This is a genomic window from Pseudomonas sp. RIT-PI-r, from assembly GCF_001297015.1.
Lineage (GTDB): Bacteria > Pseudomonadota > Gammaproteobacteria > Pseudomonadales > Pseudomonadaceae > Aquipseudomonas.
The window spans coordinates 125,626-143,413 of record NZ_LIGE01000022.1; the positions used below are offsets into that span (position 1 = coordinate 125,626).

Here is a 17,788-nt window from a genome sequence, read left to right on the forward strand (position 1 = left end):
CAAGGTAATTGTCATGGCCACTGCCGAAAACACCCAAGCTCAAGGCAACACCCCGGACACCGGCAACCCGCGCAAACGCAAGGTCATGCTGTTGGTGCTGGCCGTTGTGGTTGCACTCGCCTGCGCCGGCGTCTGGGCGTATCACGAGTTCATCGGGCGCTTCAATGAAAGCACCGATGACGCCTACGTCAACGGCAACGTTGTCGAAATCACTCCGCTGGTGACCGGCACCGTGGTCAGCATCGGTGCTGACGATGGTGATCTGGTTCACGAAGGTCAGGTGCTGATCAACTTCGACCCGAACGACGCTGAAGTCGGTCTGCAAAGTGCGCAGGCGAAACTGGCGCGCACCGTGCGTCAGGTGCGCGGTCTGTACAGCAACGTTGACGGCATGAAAGCCCAGGTCAACGCGCAACAGGCCGAAGTGCAGAAGGCCCAGGACAACTACAACCGCCGGAAAAACCTGGCGCAGGGCGGGGCGATTTCCCAGGAAGAACTGTCCCACGCTCGCGACGACCTGACCTCGGCGCAAAATGCCTTGGCCAACGCCAAACAGCAACTGAAAACCACCAGCGCGCTGGTCGATGACACCGTGGTGTCGTCGCACCCGGACGTAATGTCGGCCGCCGCCGATCTGCGTCAGGCTTACCTGACCAATGCCCGCAGCACCTTGATCGCACCGGTCACCGGTTACGTGGCCAAGCGCACCGTGCAACTCGGCCAGCGCGTGCAACCGGGCACAGCGTTGATGGCGGTGATTCCGCTGGATCAACTGTGGATCGACGCCAACTTCAAGGAAACCCAACTGCGTGACATGCGCATCGGTCAGCCGGTCGATATCGAATCCGACATCTACGGCAGCGACGTGAAATACAGCGGCACCGTTGACAGCCTCGGCGCCGGTACCGGTAGCGCGTTCGCTCTGCTGCCAGCGCAGAACGCCACCGGTAACTGGATCAAGATCGTGCAGCGTGTGCCGGTGCGGATTCACATCAACGCCGAAGAACTGGCCAAGCATCCGCTGCGCGTCGGTCTGTCGACCAATGTTGAAGTGAACCTGCACGACCAGAGCGGCCCGGTGCTGGCGCAGCAGCCGCCGCAAAAAGCCTCGTTCAGCACCAGCGTCTACGACCGCCAACTGGCCGAAGCCGACGCGATGATTGCGCAGCTGATCCACGACAACAGCGCTGCGCTCAGCAAAACCGCGCAACGCTGATACCGACGCCGACCCTGTGGGAGCGAGCCTGCTCGCGAAAGCGGTGGGTCATTCAGCATTTAACTGTCTGAAAGGCCGCCTTCGCGAGCAGGCTCGCTCCCACAAGGGCATGGCGCCAACCCGGTTTCATAGGATTCACAATGAGCAATAACGCCTCTTTCACGCCGCCCAGCCTGTTGCTCAGCACCATCGGCCTGTCGCTGGCGACGTTCATGCAAGTGCTCGACACCACCATCGCCAACGTGGCGCTGCCGACGATTTCCGGCAACCTCGGGGTGAGTTCGGAGCAGGGCACCTGGGTGATCACTTCGTTCGCCGTGAGCAACGCAATTGCGCTGCCGCTGACCGGTTGGCTCAGTCGCCGTTTCGGCGAGGTGAAACTGTTTTTGTGGGCCACCATTCTGTTTGTGCTGGCCTCGTTTCTCTGCGGTATCTCCACGTCGATGCCGGAACTGATCGGTTTCCGCGTGCTGCAAGGTCTGGTCGCCGGGCCGCTGTACCCGATGACGCAAACCCTGTTGATCGCGGTTTATCCGCCGGCGAAGCGAGGCATGGCCCTGGCGTTACTGGCGATGGTCACGGTGGTTGCGCCAATTGCAGGGCCGATTCTCGGCGGCTGGATTACTGACAGTTACAGCTGGCCGTGGATCTTCTTCATCAACGTGCCGATCGGCATCTTTGCGGTGATGGTGGTGCGTTCGCAACTGGCCAAACGTCCGGTGGAAACCAGCCGTCAGCCGATGGATTACGTCGGACTGATCACGCTGATCATTGGTGTCGGCGCGTTGCAGGTGATCCTCGACAAGGGCAATGATCTGGATTGGTTCGAGTCTAACTTCATCATTATCGGTGCGGCGATTTCGGTGATCGCGCTGGCGGTGTTCGTTATCTGGGAAATGACCGATCAGCACCCGGTGGTGAATCTGCGGCTGTTCGCCCACCGCAACTTCCGCATCGGCACGTTGGTGTTGGTGCTGGGTTATGCCGGGTTCTTCGGCATCAACCTGATCCTGCCGCAGTGGTTGCAGACGCAGATGGGATACACCGCGACCTGGGCCGGTCTGGCCGTGGCGCCGATCGGCATTCTGCCGGTGCTGCTGTCGCCGTTTGTCGGCAAGTACGCGAACAAGTTCGACCTGCGTCTGTTGGCCGGGCTGGCGTTTCTGGCGATTGGGCTGAGTTGCTTTATGCGGGCTGGGTTCACCAATGAAGTGGACTTCCAGCACATCGCGCTGGTGCAGTTGTTCATGGGTATTGGCGTGGCGCTGTTCTTTATGCCGACCTTGAGCATTTTGATGTCGGACTTGCCGCCGAGCCAGATTGCAGATGGTGCCGGTCTTGCGACTTTTCTGCGGACGTTGGGCGGTAGCTTTGCGGCATCGCTGACCACGTGGATCTGGATTCGTCGGGCGGATCAGCATCATGCGTATATGAGCGAAAGCATCAGCACCTTTGAACCGGCGACGCGCGAGACCTTGAATCATTTGGGCGGGGCAAGCCAATCGGCTTATGCGCAGATGGATCAGATTTTGACGAGCCAGGCGTACATGCTCTCTACCGTGGATTACTTCACGTTGTTGGGCTGGGGCTTTATGGGCTTGATTCTGATTGTGTGGCTGGCCAAACCGCCGTTTGCCGCCAAGGCAGGGCCTGCTGCTTCCGGGCACTGATCCCGCAAGATCGTTCCCACGCTCTGCGTGGGAATGCCTCAACGGACGCTCTGCGTTCGGCTCTGGATGGGACGCGGAGCGTCCCGGGCTGCATTCCCACGCGGAGCGTGGGAACGATCATGCGCTCGGGGCGGGCAGGGCTGGCGGCGGGGCGAAGTCGAATGGCGCGAGGGCGTACCCGCTCTCATCCACCTGCAACGCCCAACCCTGGCGATCCCAATCCCCCAGCACAATCCGCTTCGCCGCTTCATCACCAATCTGCAACTTGTGGATCGCCGGGCGATGGGTGTGGCCGTGAATCAGGGTTTTCACCCCGTATTCCTGCATGATCCGCGGAATTTCCTCAGGCGTGACATCGACAATGTCATTGGCCTTCATCCGCGTCTGCGCCTTGCTCTCGCTGCGCAATTTGCGCGCCAGTTTATGGCGGCTGCTCAGTGGCAGGTTGCGCAGGATAAACAGCGTGATCGGGTTGCGCAGATAACGCCGCAGCTTCATATAGCCGACGTCGCGGGTGCACAGGCTGTCGCCGTGCATCAACAGCACCGGCTCGCCATAGAACTGCACGACACTCGGGTCCTTCAACAACGTACAGCCGGCCTGCTTGCAGAAGGCCTTGCCGAGCATGAAGTCGCGATTGCCGTGCATCAGAAAAATCGCCGTGCCGCTGTCGCTCAATTGGCGCAGGGCCTGGCAGATGGAACGCTGGAAGGGCGTCATGGCGTCGTCGCCAATCCACGCTTCGAAGAAGTCGCCAAGAATGTACAACGCACTCGCCGAGCGGGCGCGTCCGGCGAGCAAATCCAGAAACGCCCGGGTAATGTCCGGGCGCTCCTCTTCCAGATGCAAGTCTGAAATCAGCAATATCACGCTTCGATGATCTCGGCTTTCTCGATGATCACGTCGTCTGCTGGTACGTCCTGGTGGCCGGCCTTGGAAGTGGTCGAAACACCTTTGATCTTGTCGACAACTTCAGTACCGGCGGTCACTTTACCGAATACTGCGTAGCCCCAGCCTTGAGCGTTCTTGCCGCTGTGGTTGAGGAAGGTGTTATCGGCAACGTTGATGAAGAACTGTGCGGAAGCCGAATGCGGCTCCATGGTGCGGGCCATGGCAACGGTGTACTTCTCGTTGGAAAGACCGTTGTCAGCTTCGTTCTGGATGCTTGGACGCTTGTCTTTCTTTTCCTTCATGCCTGGCTCGAAACCGCCGCCCTGGATCATGAAGTTACCGATGACACGGTGGAAAACGGTGTTGGTGTAGTGACCGGCGTTGACGTACTCGATGAAGTTGGCGACGGTGATCGGCGCCTTTTCAGCGTTCAGTTCGATGACGATGTCGCCATGATTGGTGGTCAATTTAACTTGAGTCATGATCGCTACTCTTTAGAGGAATTCGTGGTTTTGGGACATCGAGCCCCCAAACCGGTTCAGCCAGCGTGGGCCAAGGTGCGCAGTTTAGCGTGACAGGCGCGAATTTCGAGGTTGTTTTTCAATTCCCGGCGATAAAAAGCACACCTTTATAGGGCCTGCTCTGTCAGCCCCTTGACAGCATCGGCTATGATAGCGGCTTTGTTTTGTCTGGCCCCCTCTGCGGCCGCGCACACGTAAGTCAAGGATCCTATGAGCAAGCCCACTGTCGACCCTACCTCGAATGCCAAGTCCGGCCCTGCCGTGCCGGTCAATTTCCTGCGGCCGATCATCCAGGCAGACCTGGACTCGGGCAAGCACACGCAGATCGTCACCCGTTTCCCGCCTGAGCCCAACGGCTACCTGCACATCGGCCACGCCAAGTCGATCTGCGTGAACTTCGGCCTGGCCCAGGAGTTCGGCGGCGTCACGCACCTGCGTTTCGACGACACCAACCCGGCCAAGGAAGATCAGGAATACATCGACGCAATCGAAAGCGACGTCAAATGGCTGGGCTTCGAATGGTCCGGCGAAGTGCGCTACGCCTCGCAGTATTTCGACCAGTTGCACGATTGGGCCGTCGAGCTGATCAAGGCCGGCAAAGCCTACGTCGACGACCTGACCCCGGAGCAGGCCAAGGAATACCGTGGCAGCCTGACCGAGCCAGGCAAGAACAGCCCGTTCCGCGACCGCTCCGTCGAAGAGAACCTCGACTGGTTCGCCCGCATGCGCGCCGGTGAGTTCCCGGACGGCGCCCGCGTGCTGCGTGCGAAGATCGACATGGCCTCGCCGAACATGAACCTGCGCGACCCGATCATGTACCGCATCCGCCACGCCCATCACCACCAGACCGGCGACAAGTGGTGCATCTACCCGAACTACGACTTCACCCACGGTCAGTCGGACGCCATCGAAGGCATCACCCACTCGATCTGCACCCTGGAATTCGAAAGCCATCGCCCGCTGTACGAGTGGTTCCTCGACGCCCTGCCAGTGCCGGCGCACCCGCGTCAGTACGAGTTCAGCCGCCTGAACCTCAACTACACCATCACCAGCAAGCGCAAGCTCAAGCAACTGGTCGATGAAAAGCACGTGCATGGCTGGGACGACCCGCGCATGTCCACGCTGTCGGGCTTCCGCCGCCGTGGCTACACGCCGAAATCGATCCGCAACTTCTGCGAAATGGTCGGCACCAACCGTTCCGACGGCGTGGTTGACTTCGGCATGCTCGAATTCAGCATCCGTGACGACCTCGATCACACCGCGCCGCGCGCCATGTGCGTGCTGCGTCCGCTGAAAGTGGTTATCACCAATTACCCGGAAGGCCAGGTCGAGAACCTCGAACTGCCGCGCCACCCGAAAGAAGACATGGGCGTGCGCGCGCTGCCATTCGCCCGGGAAATCTACATCGACCGTGACGATTTCATGGAAGAGCCGCCGAAGGGCTACAAGCGCCTGGAGCCGGCCGGTGAAGTGCGTCGGCGCGGGAGCTACGTGATCCGTGCCGACGAAGCGATCAAGGACGCCGACGGCAACATCGTCGAACTGCGTTGCTCGTACGACCCGGAAACACTCGGCAAGAACCCTGAAGGCCGCAAGGTCAAAGGCGTAATCCACTGGGTACCGGCTGCGGCCAGCGTCGAGTGCGAAGTGCGTCTGTACGATCGCCTGTTCCGTTCGGCCAACCCTGAGAAGGCTGAAGACAGCGCGAGTTTCCTCGACAACATCAACCCTGATTCGCTGCAGGTACTCACCGGTTGTCGTGCGGAGCCATCGCTTGGCAATGCACAGCCGGAAGACCGTTTCCAGTTCGAGCGCGAAGGTTACTTCGTCGCTGATTTGAAGGACTCGAAACCAGGTCAGCCGGTATTCAACCGTACCGTGACCCTGCGTGATTCGTGGGGCCAGTGATTTCGCGTCAAGGAAATATAAAGTGCTGACGATTTACAACACGCTCACCAAGAGCAAAGAAGTCTTCAAGCCGCTCGATGGCAACAATGTGCGCATGTACGTCTGCGGGATGACCGTGTACGACTACTGCCACATTGGCCACGGCCGCAGCATGGTCGCGTTCGACCTGGTGACCCGCTGGTTGCGGTTCAGCGGTTACAACCTGACCTACGTGCGCAACATCACCGATATTGAAGACAAGATCATCAATCGTGCCCGCGAAAACGGCGAGCCGTACGACGCGCTGACCGAGCGCATGATCACCGCGATGCACGAGGACGAGGCGCGCCTCAACATCCTCAAGCCGGACATGGAACCGCGTGCCACCGATCATATTCCGGGCATGCTGAGCATGATCCAGACCTTGATCGACAAGGGTTACGCCTACGCCCCGGGCAACGGTGACGTGTACTACCGCGTCGCCAAATTCATGGGCTACGGCAAGCTGTCGCGCAAGAAGATCGAAGACCTGCGCATCGGCGCGCGCATCGAAGTCGATGAAGCCAAGCAGGATCCGCTGGACTTCGTCCTGTGGAAAGCCACCAAGCCGGGCGAGCCAAGCTGGGAATCGCCGTGGGGCGCCGGGCGTCCGGGCTGGCACATCGAGTGCTCGGTGATGTCCACCTGCTGCCTCGGCGAGACCTTCGACATTCATGGCGGCGGCAGCGACCTCGAGTTCCCGCACCACGAAAACGAAATCGCCCAGAGCGAAGCGGCCACCGGCAAGACCTACGCCAACGCGTGGATGCATTGCGGCATGATTCGCATCAATGGCGAGAAGATGTCCAAGTCCTTGAACAACTTCTTCACCATTCGCGACGTGCTGGAAAAGTACCACCCGGAAGTCGTGCGCTACCTGCTGGTGTCGAGCCACTACCGCAGCGCCATCAACTACTCGGAAGACAACCTCAAGGACGCCAAAGGCGCTCTGGAGCGTTTCTACCACGCGTTGAAAGGCCTGCCGACCGTGGCGCCTGCTGGCGGCGAAGCGTTTGTTGAACGTTTCACTGCGGTGATGAACGACGACTTCGGTACGCCGGAAGCCTGTGCCGTGCTGTTCGAGATGGTGCGTGAGATCAACCGTCTGCGTGAGAGCGATCTTGATGCGGCGGCGGGTCTGGCGGCGCGTCTGAAAGAACTGGCGAGTGTGCTGGGTGTGTTGCAGCTTGAAGCCGATGACTTCCTGCAGGCGGGCGCTGAAGGGCGTGTTGATGCGGCTGAGGTTGATGCGCTGATTGCGGCGCGTCTGGCGGCACGTGCGGGTAAGGATTGGGCTGAGTCCGATCGGATTCGTGATCAGCTGACGGCGATGGGTGTTTTGCTGGAAGACGGCAAGGGTGGGACTACCTGGCGTCTGGCTGACTGATAGCTGTGTTTAGCTTCAAAACAAAACCCGCCTTGTGCGGGTTTTGTTTTGATCGTTCCCACGCTCTGCGTGGGAACGATCAAGATCGCAGCCTTCGGCAGCTCCTACAGTGATTGCATTTCCATGTAGGAGCTGCCGAAGGCTGCGATCTTTTGATCTGTGCTTTTAGCCGAGGTTGCTTTTGCTCTGCGCGTAGGTCTTGATGTCTGACGCAGCCGGATGCTGCGTCGATGACGATTCTGCAACGGAGGAATCATGGCCAATCACTACCGCGAACTGTTCGCGACCCCCGGCGCCACCGGGCTAGTGCTCGCGAGTTCCATCGCCCGATTGCCTCAGGCAATGATCGGCATTGGCATCATCACCATGCTCGTGCAGCAAACGGGTGTTTATTGGCTGGCCGGTACCGTCGCCGGTACCTTCACCCTGTGCAACGCGCTGCTCGGCCCGCACATCTCGAAACTGGTAGACCAGCATGGCCAGAGCCGCGTGCTGCCCATCGTCACGGCGTTCAGCATTGTCATGTTGCTGGCACTGATCATCGCCGTTTATTTGCGCGCGCCAGCCGCACTGCTGTTTGTGCTGGCGGCACTGGCGGGGACGATGCCGAGCATGCCGTCGATGATCCGCGCGCGATGGTCGCAATTGTTCCGGGGCAAGCCGCAGCTGCACACGGCGTTTTCGCTGGACACGGTCCTCACCGAAATGGCCTACATCGTCGGCCCGCCCCTGGCGATTGGCCTGAGCGTGAGCTTTTTCGCCGAAGCCGGGCCCATTGTTGCGGTCGGGTTGCTGGCCGCCGGGGTGACGGCGTTTCTCTTGCAACGCCAGACTGAACCCAAGGTTGTCGTGGGCCACGCTAGCCATAGTGGCTCGACCTTGCTGATCCCCGGCGTTCGTACCATTTTTCTGGCGCTGTTGGCGATGGGGGTCATTGGCGGAGCAATCGATGTTGCCGTTGTGGCCTTCGCCAATGCGCAGGGCTGGCCAGCCTCCGCAACCTTCATCCTCGCAGCCTATGCGTTTGGTTCATTGGTGGCGGGCCTGACGTTTGGTGCGATGAGGGTTTCGCTGGCGATCGAAAAACAGTTTCTGATCGGGATATTGGTCACAGCGTTCACCGGTGTGCTGCCCATTTTTGCAACGGATGTTTATGTGCTGACCGTGGCGCTGTTTATCGCCGGCATCTCGTTTGCGCCGACGATGGTCGTGGTCATGAAAATGGGCACGATCATTATTCCGCCGTCGCGGATGACCGAAGGGCTGACGTGGATGACTACCGGTATCAGCGTGGGTGTTGCACTCGGCGGCATGCTGACGGGGATAGTTATTGATGCCTTTGGCGCGCGCGCGGGATTTGCGGTGGCTATTGGTGCAGGTTTGATGATGGTGGTGGTTGTGCTGGTGGGGTTGCGCACATTGGAGGCGGCTTCGGCTGTGCATGTTGAGCCAGAGTTTTCGCCCTCACCCTAACCCTCTCCCGCAGGAGAGGGGACTGAATGGGGGATGTTCGAGAGATACGCCGACCTGAGCGATTTGCGCCGAATCCATAATTGCCACGATGTTTCAGGTCGATGTCCAACGCCATCTCGGTCCCGCAGGAGAGGGGACCGATTGGGGGATGTTCACGCGAAACGCCGACCTGAACGTGCTGTGCCGAATCCATAATCAACCCGGTCTCTCAGGTCGATGTACAACGCCAGACACCTCGGTCGGCTCCCTCTCCTGGGGGAGAGGGCTGGGGTGAGGGGAAGGGCGGTTCACTCAACCTTCAATCTGACGCAACCGCTTGTAAAGGGTGTTGCGGCTAACACCCAACCGTCGCGCCAGGTGCGAAATATTGCCCCCAGCCGCCTTCAACTCCCGGTTCAACGCTTCAACATCATTCAAATCCAGCCCCAACGGCACCGCGCCCTCAACCGGCTCCATCTCCAGATCAACAAAAAAATCATCAGGCAAATGCTCCAGCCTCACCGGCTGCTCCTCAGCCATCGCCAACGCCACCTGCATCACGCTACTGACCTGACGCAAATTCCCCGGCCACGGATGCCGATCGAACAATTCCAACACTTCCTGACTCAATCCCGCCCACTGCGTCGGCTCACGATGCTGTTCCCACAGTCGTTTAAACAACGCCTCCTTATCACTGCGCTCGCGCAGCGGCGGCAGCTCCAGGGTCAAACCGCCAATGCGGTAGTACAAATCCTCACGAAACCGCCCCAACTGCACTTGTTCTCGCAGAGATCGGTTAGTCGCCGAAATGATCCGCAAATCCACAGGAAACAATTCGCTACTGCCCACCGGTTGCACGCAACGTTCCTGCAACACCCGCAACAATCGCGCCTGCGTCGGCAGCGGCATGTCGCCGATTTCATCAAGGAACAGCGTGCCTTTATCCGCCTTGCGAATCAGGCCGATGCTGCCTTTCTGGTTGGCGCCGGTGAACGCGCCTTTCTCGTAGCCAAATAACTCGGACTCAACCAGTTCGGCGGGGATCGCTGCGCAGTTGACGGCAATAAATGCCTGTTTGCTGCGTGAGCTGGCCTGGTGCAGAGCTTTGACGAAGACTTCTTTGCCGACCCCGGTTTCGCCATGAATCAGCAACGGAATGTCTTTCTCCAGCAGCCGCTCAGCCTGCCGCACGGCTTTTTCCACGCGGCTGTCGCCGAAGTGCAGGGTGTTGAGACTGATGGCGGTGGGCGCGGCGGTTTTCGGTTCAGCAGCAAAAACGCGCGGTTGAACCGACGCCTGTTTCGGCCGCTTCAACAAGCATTGAAAACGGTTGCGACCAGAGGTCTGCAAGGCAAACGGCAAGCCGTCCGGCTGGTTGATCAACTCCAGCAGCGAGACCTTGAACAGACTTTCAACGCTCACTCGCGACAAGCGCACACCGAGCAGATTGTCGGCCCGACGATTGGCCGACAATACCTGTCCACTCTCATCAAAGATCAACAATCCGGCCCACTGACTGTCGAGGTTGTTCAATCCGGTGTTGAAAGTCAGTTGAAAGTGCTGGCCATGGAACAGGTTGAGGATCAGCCGGTTCTCCACGGTCTGGCTCATCATCTTGACCATGCCCAGGGTGTGCGAGGGTGGCAGGTAGCTGTCGCTGGACACGTCGAGCACCGCAATCACCTTGCGCTCGGCGTCGAAAATCGGCGCGGCGGAACCGGTCATGAAGCGGTTGGCTTTCAAAAAATGTTCATCGTGTTCGATATGCACCGCTTGCTCGCAGGCCAGCGCCGTGCCGATCGCGTTGGTGCCACTGGTGCGCTCCACCCAACTCGCCCCGGCCTGAAAACCCCGCGCCAGATTCGGCTCGATAAAGCGTTGCGTGCCCCACGAGGTCAGAACCTGGCCCTGATTGTCGGCGAGCATGATCAGGCAGTTGGAATTACTGAGGATGTTTTCGTAATAGGGCAGGACTTCCTGATGCGTGGTCTGCACCAGCGAGTGATGGCTGTCGAGCAACTGCGCGATGCCGGCGGCAGGCAGTTGATCGAAGGCCGGCGTGCTTTGGTGGTCGAGACCGAACGCGCGGCAACGTTGCCAGGAAGTCTGGACGATCGCGTCGTGGGACAGCGGCGGGGCAGGTGCGGCCATGGCAGTGGGCCTCTGATGCAGCGATTTTTATTGTTGTTATGAACCCGATCTTCGAAACCTGCACAGATCCCTGTAGGAGTGAGCCTGCTCGCGATAGCGGTCTATCAGACGGATTTGCATTGACTGACACACCGCTATCGCGAGCAGGCTCACTCCTACAGGGATCTTCCGTGTTTACGAGATCGGGCAAAAAGCGTTCATAGAGTGTTGTTCACTATTGTTCATTGTCAATCGCCCAACTGTTCAAATGTGTTCAGCAATGAATGCTCAATCCCCACGCTTTCAACGATTTTCACACCAAATCAACCACTTGCCATTTCTGGCACGAAACTCGCTCCCGTGCACAGGTCGCTTGACTCCAATAATAAAAAGGCCGAGCCATGTCACTCACCCTGGAGCACGTCAGCCGTACCGTCGAGGGCCAGACCTGGATCGACGATGCGTGCCTGAAATTCGAAGCCGGTTCGTTCAACGTTTTGCTCGGCCGCACGCTGTCCGGCAAGACCAGCCTCATGCGTTTAATGGCCGGGCTCGATAAGCCTGACAGCGGCCGCATCCTGATGAACGGCGTCGACGTCACCCAGCGCCCGGTGCGTTTGCGCAACGTGTCGATGGTTTATCAGCAGTTCATCAATTACCCGACCATGACCGTGTTCGAGAACATCGCCTCGCCGCTGCGCCAGGCCGGTGTGTCCAAAGAGATCATCCACAGCAAAGTGCAGGAAACCGCGAAGATGCTGCGCATCGAGAAGTTTCTGCAGCGCTATCCGCTGGAGCTGTCCGGCGGCCAACAGCAGCGCACGGCCATGGCCCGTGCGCTGGTCAAGGACGCCGAGCTGATCCTCTTCGATGAGCCGCTGGTCAACCTCGACTACAAACTGCGCGAAGAACTGCGTCAGGAAATGCGCGAGCTGTTCAAGGCGCGCCACACCATTGCGATTTACGCCACCACCGAGCCCAACGAAGCGCTGGCGCTGGGCGGCACTACGACGATTCTTCACGAAGGCCGGGTGATTCAGAGCGGCCCGTCGACCTCGGTGTATCACCAGCCGCAAACCGTACTCGCTGCCGAATTGTTTTCCGAACCACCGATCAATTTGATGCCCGGCCGGATCGCCGGCAACGAAGTGAGTTTTGCCAACTTCGTACACTTCCCGTTGAACGTCGATCTGCGCCCGGTGGGCGAGGGCGAGTTCCGTTTTGGCGTGCGGCCCAGCCACATCTCGCTGGTGCCGAGCAACGATGACGACCTCGAACTGGCGGTCACCGTCGAAGTCGCCGAGATCAGCGGTTCGGAAACCTTCCTGCACGTGCGCAACGAACATTTCCTGCTGGTGCTGCACCTGCCCGGCGTTCACGAATACGACGTCGATGCGCCAATCCGCATCTACATCCCGACCCACAAACTGTTCGTTTTCGATGCGCAGGGCCGTCTGGTGCAAGCACCGGGCCGGCGTGTCGCGAGGGTTGCCTGATGGCCGAAATCCGTTTGCAGCACCTCGCCCACAGCTACAGCAAAACCCCGAGCGGCGCCGAGGATTACGCGATCCGCGAGATGGATCACGTCTGGGAGCAGGGCGGCGCCTACGCGTTGCTCGGGCCGTCGGGTTGCGGCAAGTCGACCTTGCTCAACATCATTTCCGGCCTGCTCAGCCCCTCGCAGGGCCACGTATTGTTCGACGGCAAAGCGGTCAACGACCTGACGCCGGAGAAGCGCAACATCGCCCAGGTTTTCCAGTTTCCGGTGGTCTACGACACCATGACCGTGTTCGACAACCTGGCTTTTCCCCTGCGCAATCAGGGCATGGCCGAGGCGAAAGTGCACAGCAAGGTGCAGGAAATTGCCGAAGTCCTCGACCTGCAAAACCTCCTCAGCAAAAAGGCGCGCAACCTCACCGCCGACGAAAAACAGAAAGTCTCCATGGGCCGTGGTCTGGTGCGTGATGACGTCTCGGCGATCCTCTTCGATGAGCCGCTGACGGTGATCGACCCGCATCTGAAGTGGAAGCTGCGGCGCAAGCTCAAGCAGATCCACGAGCAGTTCAACATCACCATGGTCTACGTCACCCACGATCAACTTGAAGCCTCGACCTTCGCCGACAAGATCGCGGTGATGTACGGCGGCCAGATTGTGCAGTTCGGCACGCCACGGGAATTGTTCGAACGGCCGAGCCACACCTTTGTCGGCTATTTCATCGGCAGCCCGGGAATGAACCTGATCGAAGTGCAGCCGCAACCCGGCGGCGTCGGTTTTGCCTCGACGCACCTGCCGTTGTCCGACGCCATGCAGCGCCATATCGAACACGGTCAGTGGAAAAATCTGAAGGTCGGCATCCGCCCGGAGTTTATTCATGTCTGGGACGAGCCGTTTGATGACGCGATGCAGGCCAGGGTCGTACACGTCGAAGACCTCGGCACCTACAAGATCATGACCCTAGACCTCGACGGCGCACCGCTGAAAGTGCGTCTGGCCGAAGACAAACCGGTGCCGCAGGGCACGGCGTACATCAGTTTTCCGGCACAGTGGCTGATGGTCTATGCCGATGAGTTTCTGCTCGAAGCCGATGAAGAGGTGCAGCCATGAACAAGGTGCAGAACAACAAAGCCTGGTGGCTGGTGTTGCCGGTGTTCCTGCTGGTGGCGTTCAGTGCGGTGATCCCGATGATGACCGTGGTCAACTATTCGGTGCAGGACATCTTCGACCAGTCCAGCCGCTACTTCGTCGGCGCTGACTGGTACAAACAAGTGCTGCTCGATCCGCGTCTGCACGACTCGTTGCTGCGCCAGTTCATCTACTCCGCGTGTGTGTTGCTGATCGAAATTCCGCTGGGCATTGCCGTTGCGCTGACCATGCCGACCAAGGGTCGCTGGTCATCAGTCGTGCTGATCATTCTGGCGATTCCGCTGCTGATCCCGTGGAACGTGGTCGGCACCATCTGGCAGATCTTCGGCCGTGCCGACATCGGTCTGCTCGGTTCCAGCCTCAACGCGATGGGCATCAGCTACAACTACGCCGCCAACACCATGGACGCCTGGGTGACGGTGCTGGTGATGGACGTCTGGCACTGGACTTCATTGGTGGCGCTGCTGTGTTTCTCCGGATTGCGCGCAATTCCCGACGTGTATTACCAGGCCGCGCGGATCGACCGCGCTTCGGCCTGGGCGGTGTTCCGCCATATCCAATTGCCCAAACTGAAGAGCGTGCTGCTGATCGCGGTGATGCTGCGCTTCATGGACAGTTTCATGATCTACACCGAGCCGTTCGTGCTCACCGGCGGCGGGCCGGGTAACGCCACGACCTTCTTGAGTCAGACGTTGACCCAGATGGCCGTAGGGCAATTCGACCTCGGTCCGGCAGCGGCGTTTTCGCTGGTGTACTTCCTGATCATCCTGTTGGTGTCGTGGCTGTTCTACACCGCCATGACGCACTCCGACGCCAACCGCTGAGGCCCGGCCATGAGCAAAAGAAAGCTTATTCCGTTGCTGGTGTACATCCTGTTCCTGCTGGTGCCGATCTACTGGCTGCTGAACATGTCCTTCAAGAGCAACACCGAAATCCTCGGCGGCCTGACGCTTTTCCCACAGGCGTTCACGCTGGCGAACTACAAAGTGATCTTCACCGACCCGAGCTGGTACACCGGTTATCTCAACTCGCTGTATTACGTCAGCCTGAACACGGTGATCTCGCTGAGTGTGGCACTGCCAGCGGCGTATGCGTTTTCGCGCTACCGTTTTCTCGGCGACAAGCATCTGTTTTTCTGGCTGCTGACCAACCGCATGGCGCCACCGGCGGTGTTTTTGCTGCCGTTCTTCCAGTTGTATTCGTCGATTGGCCTGTTCGATACGCACATCGCCGTGGCCTTGGCGCATTGCCTGTTTAACGTGCCTTTGGCGGTGTGGATTCTCGAAGGGTTCATGTCTGGGGTTCCCAAAGAAATCGACGAAACCGCCTACATCGACGGCTACAGTTTCCCCAAGTTCTTCGTGAAGCTTTTCATCCCGCTGATCGGTTCCGGCATCGGTGTCACGGCGTTTTTCTGCTTCATGTTTTCCTGGGTCGAACTGCTGCTCGCACGCACGTTGACCTCGGTCAACGCCAAGCCGATTGCGGCGGTGATGACGCGCACGGTGTCCGCTTCGGGTATCGACTGGGGCGTGCTGGCAGCGGCGGGGGTGTTGACCATTCTGCCGGGCATGCTGGTGATCTGGTTTGTGCGCAACCACGTGGCCAAGGGCTTTGCCCTCGGTCGGGTCTGAGGAGCTGATGATGGAATGGATGAGCTGGACGACACCTACCGCAGCATTCTTCATCGTCATCGGCCTGATTCTGGTCGGCATGACCACGTGGGAACTGCGCTCGCCGAGCATCTTGCGGCGAGGTTTTCTGCCGATTGCCACCACCCGTGGCGATCGCTTGTTTATCGGTCTTCTCGGCAGCGCCTACCTGCATTTGCTGGTGATCGGCGCCACCGACTGGAGCATCTGGGTAGCGTCCGCGTTGTCCCTGGTGTGGCTGTTGGCTGTGATGCGTTGGGGCTAGTCGAGTCGTTCGGCAACGCGGCTCCACAACTTAAACAGGAGGTCTCTATGTTCGACAAAAACAATAAGCTGCGACATAGCATTTCATTGGCAGCCATGCTGGCACTCAGCGGTTTGAGCGCATCCGCCTGGGCCGATGCCTACGAGGACGCGGCGAAAAAATGGATCGGCAGTGAATTCAAACCGTCGACCCTGACGGCCGAGCAGCAACTCGAAGAACTGAAGTGGTTCATCAAGGCGGCCGAGCCGTTTCGCGGCATGGACATCAAGGTCGTCTCCGAGACTCTGACCACCCACGAATACGAGTCGAAAGTGCTGGCCAAGGCCTTTAGCGAAATCACCGGGATCAAGCTCACCCACGACCTGCTGCAAGAAGGCGACGTGGTTGAGAAAATGCAGACGGTGATGCAGTCCGACAAGAACATCTATGACGGCTGGGTCAACGACTCGGATCTGATCGGTACGCACTTTCGCTACGGCAAGACCGAATCGATCACCGACCTGATGGCCAACGAAGGCAAGAACTTCACTTCGCCGACCCTCGACATCAAGGACTTCATCGGCATCTCGTTCACCACCGCGCCGGACGGCAAGATCTATCAACTGCCCGACCAGCAATTCGCCAACCTCTACTGGTTCCGCGCCGACTGGTTCGAGCGTGCCGATCTGAAAGCCAAGTTCAAGGAAAAGTACGGCTACGAATTGGGCGTGCCGGTGAACTGGTCGGCCTATGAAGACATCGCCAAATTCTTCAGCGAAGACGTCAAGGAAATCGACGGCAAACGCGTTTATGGGCACATGGATTACGGCAAGAAAGACCCGTCGCTGGGCTGGCGTTTCACCGATGCCTGGTTCTCCATGGCCGGTGGCGGCGACAAAGGCATTCCCAACGGCTTGCCGGTGGACGAGTGGGGGATTCGTGTCGAGGACTGCCACCCGGTCGGCTCCAGCGTAACCCGTGGCGGCGACACCAACGGCCCGGCAGCGGTGTTTGCCACCACCAAGTATGTCGACTGGCTGAAGAAGTACGCGCCACCGGAAGCGGCGGGCATGACCTTCTCCGAATCCGGTCCGGTGCCGTCCCAGGGCAACATTGCTCAGCAGATCTTCTGGTACACCGCCTTCACCGCCGACATGACCAAACCGGGCCTGCCGGTGGTCAACGCCGACGGCACACCGAAATGGCGGATGGCGCCATCGCCGCGCGGGCCGTATTGGGAGGAGGGCATGAAGCTTGGGTATCAGGACGTGGGTTCGTGGACGTTCATGAAATCCACGCCTGAAAAACAGAAACTGGCGGCGTGGCTGTATGCGCAGTTCGTCACCTCGAAAACCGTGTCGCTGAAGAAAACCATCGTCGGCCTGACGCCGATTCGCGAGTCGGACATCAACTCGCAGGCGATGACCGATCTGGCGCCGAAGCTCGGTGGCCTGGTCGAGTTCTACCGCAGCCCGGCCCGCGTGCAATGGACCCCGACCGGCACCAACGTGCCGGACTATCCGCGTCTGGCACAACTGTGGTGGAGCCACATCGCCGAAGCGGCCAGTGGCGAGAAGACCCCGCAACAGGCGCTGGATGGTTTGGCCAAGGATCAGGACGCGATCATGACGCGTCTGGAACGCTCCAAGGCTCAGGCCGTTTGCGCACCGAAGATGAACCCGGAACGCGATGCCCAGTACTGGTTTGATCAGCCGGGCGCACCGAAACCGAAACTGGCCAACGAGAAGCCGAAGGGCGAGACCGTGAGCTACAACGAGTTGCTGAAATCGTGGGCGGATGCGCGTAAGTAAAAGCTGAAATGTGAAAGGCGAACGGCACCGCAAGGTGCCGTTTTCTTTGCTGCCTGATCTACCGCAATCGCGAGCAGGCTCACTCCTACAGGGGATTGAGGCGTACGCATCATCTGTGAACGACACAAAAACCTGTAGGAGTGAGCCTGCTCGCGATAGCGGTGTGTCAGATAACAAAGATATCGAGTGACCCACCGCCATCGCTGGCAAGCCAGACTCCCACGGGTTTCTGTGAGTGCACAAA

Annotated in this window: 14 protein-coding genes; 11 read left to right on the forward strand and 3 right to left on the reverse strand. The window is 59.4% G+C overall.

Features of this window, described 5'->3' with window-relative positions; translation table 11 throughout:
* Window positions 1–13 precede the first annotated feature (13 nt).
* Together AK821_RS08670 and AK821_RS08675 are read left to right on the forward strand one after the other, a co-directional pair.
* Entirely contained in the window at window positions 14–1,216 is a 1,203-nt protein-coding gene (locus tag AK821_RS08670) for an HlyD family secretion protein (RefSeq protein WP_064389288.1), read from the forward strand.
* Window positions 1,217–1,356: 140 nt separating this feature from the next.
* Window positions 1,357–2,886 carry a DHA2 family efflux MFS transporter permease subunit gene (locus tag AK821_RS08675; protein ID WP_064389289.1) on the forward strand — a complete coding sequence of 510 codons (1,530 nt, stop codon included), beginning with the start codon at window positions 1,357–1,359 and terminating at the stop codon, window positions 2,884–2,886.
* A gap of 117 nt (window positions 2,887–3,003) precedes the next feature.
* Here AK821_RS08675 and lpxH read toward each other — a convergent pair whose 3' ends face one another.
* The gene (lpxH, locus tag AK821_RS08680) at window positions 3,004–3,756 is read right to left on the reverse strand and encodes a UDP-2,3-diacylglucosamine diphosphatase (protein WP_064389290.1); all 753 of its coding nucleotides are present in this window, start codon (window positions 3,754–3,756) and stop codon (window positions 3,004–3,006) included.
* The gene (locus AK821_RS08685; RefSeq protein ID WP_064389291.1) at window positions 3,753–4,259 is read right to left on the reverse strand and encodes a peptidylprolyl isomerase; all 507 of its coding nucleotides are present in this window, start codon (window positions 4,257–4,259) and stop codon (window positions 3,753–3,755) included. Before AK821_RS08685 ends, lpxH begins: the two co-directional genes overlap by 4 nt.
* A 249-nt stretch (window positions 4,260–4,508) precedes the next feature.
* On the opposite strand from AK821_RS08685, the gene AK821_RS08690 reads away from it, so the two are divergent.
* From AK821_RS08690 to AK821_RS08700, 3 genes are all read left to right on the forward strand, one after another.
* Complete coding sequence (locus tag AK821_RS08690; protein ID WP_064389292.1) at window positions 4,509–6,206, forward strand: glutamine--tRNA ligase/YqeY domain fusion protein; 1,698 nt, start codon at window positions 4,509–4,511, stop codon at window positions 6,204–6,206.
* 22 nt (window positions 6,207–6,228) lie between these two features.
* Window positions 6,229–7,611, forward strand: a complete 1,383-nt coding sequence (gene cysS, locus AK821_RS08695) for a cysteine--tRNA ligase (RefSeq protein WP_064389293.1) — start codon at window positions 6,229–6,231, stop codon at window positions 7,609–7,611.
* A gap of 255 nt (window positions 7,612–7,866) precedes the next feature.
* On the forward strand, window positions 7,867–9,084 hold the full coding sequence (locus AK821_RS08700; protein ID WP_064389294.1) for an MFS transporter: 1,218 nt from the start codon (window positions 7,867–7,869) through the stop codon (window positions 9,082–9,084).
* 291 nt (window positions 9,085–9,375) lie between these two features.
* Here the strand turns inward: AK821_RS08700 and AK821_RS08705 are convergent, their stop codons facing one another.
* Complete coding sequence (locus AK821_RS08705) at window positions 9,376–11,214, reverse strand: sigma-54-dependent Fis family transcriptional regulator (protein WP_064389295.1); 1,839 nt, start codon at window positions 11,212–11,214, stop codon at window positions 9,376–9,378.
* Window positions 11,215–11,594: 380 nt separating this feature from the next.
* On the opposite strand from AK821_RS08705, the gene AK821_RS08710 reads away from it, so the two are divergent.
* From AK821_RS08710 to AK821_RS08735, 6 genes are read left to right on the forward strand one after another with little or no spacing between them, the layout of a single operon-like run.
* A complete protein-coding gene (locus AK821_RS08710; protein WP_064117772.1) occupies window positions 11,595–12,689 on the forward strand; it encodes an ABC transporter ATP-binding protein in 1,095 nt (364 codons plus the stop codon).
* Window positions 12,689–13,798, forward strand: a complete 1,110-nt coding sequence (locus AK821_RS08715) for an ABC transporter ATP-binding protein (RefSeq protein ID WP_064389296.1) — start codon at window positions 12,689–12,691, stop codon at window positions 13,796–13,798. The genes AK821_RS08710 and AK821_RS08715 overlap by 1 nt, the downstream gene beginning before the upstream one ends.
* Window positions 13,795–14,661 carry a carbohydrate ABC transporter permease gene (locus AK821_RS08720; protein ID WP_007912484.1) on the forward strand — a complete coding sequence of 289 codons (867 nt, stop codon included), beginning with the start codon at window positions 13,795–13,797 and terminating at the stop codon, window positions 14,659–14,661. The genes AK821_RS08715 and AK821_RS08720 overlap by 4 nt, the downstream gene beginning before the upstream one ends.
* A gap of 9 nt (window positions 14,662–14,670) precedes the next feature.
* Complete coding sequence (locus AK821_RS08725; protein WP_064389297.1) at window positions 14,671–15,471, forward strand: carbohydrate ABC transporter permease; 801 nt, start codon at window positions 14,671–14,673, stop codon at window positions 15,469–15,471.
* 10 nt (window positions 15,472–15,481) lie between these two features.
* A complete protein-coding gene (locus AK821_RS08730) occupies window positions 15,482–15,754 on the forward strand; it encodes a DUF2160 domain-containing protein (protein ID WP_007912485.1) in 273 nt (90 codons plus the stop codon).
* A gap of 47 nt (window positions 15,755–15,801) precedes the next feature.
* Entirely contained in the window at window positions 15,802–17,544 is a 1,743-nt protein-coding gene (locus AK821_RS08735; protein ID WP_064389298.1) for an ABC transporter substrate-binding protein, read from the forward strand.
* The last annotated feature ends 244 nt before the right edge of the window (window positions 17,545–17,788 follow it).

Excerpts from the sequence above, each read along its gene's own strand:
- AK821_RS08725 (WP_064389297.1), top strand. The coding sequence starts at position 14,671 with ATGAGCAAAAGAAAGCTTATTCCGTTGCTGGTGTACATCCTGTTCCTG.
- AK821_RS08715 (WP_064389296.1), top strand. The coding sequence starts at position 12,689 with ATGGCCGAAATCCGTTTGCAGCACCTCGCCCACAGCTACAGCAAAACC.
- AK821_RS08670 (WP_064389288.1), top strand. The coding sequence starts at position 14 with ATGGCCACTGCCGAAAACACCCAAGCTCAAGGCAACACCCCGGACACC.
- AK821_RS08675 (WP_064389289.1), top strand. The coding sequence starts at position 1,357 with ATGAGCAATAACGCCTCTTTCACGCCGCCCAGCCTGTTGCTCAGCACC.
- AK821_RS08700 (WP_064389294.1), top strand. The coding sequence starts at position 7,867 with ATGGCCAATCACTACCGCGAACTGTTCGCGACCCCCGGCGCCACCGGG.
- AK821_RS08735 (WP_064389298.1), top strand. The coding sequence starts at position 15,802 with ATGTTCGACAAAAACAATAAGCTGCGACATAGCATTTCATTGGCAGCC.
- AK821_RS08710 (WP_064117772.1), top strand. The coding sequence starts at position 11,595 with ATGTCACTCACCCTGGAGCACGTCAGCCGTACCGTCGAGGGCCAGACC.
- AK821_RS08730 (WP_007912485.1), top strand. The coding sequence starts at position 15,482 with ATGGAATGGATGAGCTGGACGACACCTACCGCAGCATTCTTCATCGTC.
- AK821_RS08685 (WP_064389291.1), bottom strand. The coding sequence starts at position 4,259 with ATGACTCAAGTTAAATTGACCACCAATCATGGCGACATCGTCATCGAA.
- AK821_RS08705 (WP_064389295.1), bottom strand. The coding sequence starts at position 11,214 with ATGGCCGCACCTGCCCCGCCGCTGTCCCACGACGCGATCGTCCAGACT.
- AK821_RS08690 (WP_064389292.1), top strand. The coding sequence starts at position 4,509 with ATGAGCAAGCCCACTGTCGACCCTACCTCGAATGCCAAGTCCGGCCCT.
- AK821_RS08720 (WP_007912484.1), top strand. The coding sequence starts at position 13,795 with ATGAACAAGGTGCAGAACAACAAAGCCTGGTGGCTGGTGTTGCCGGTG.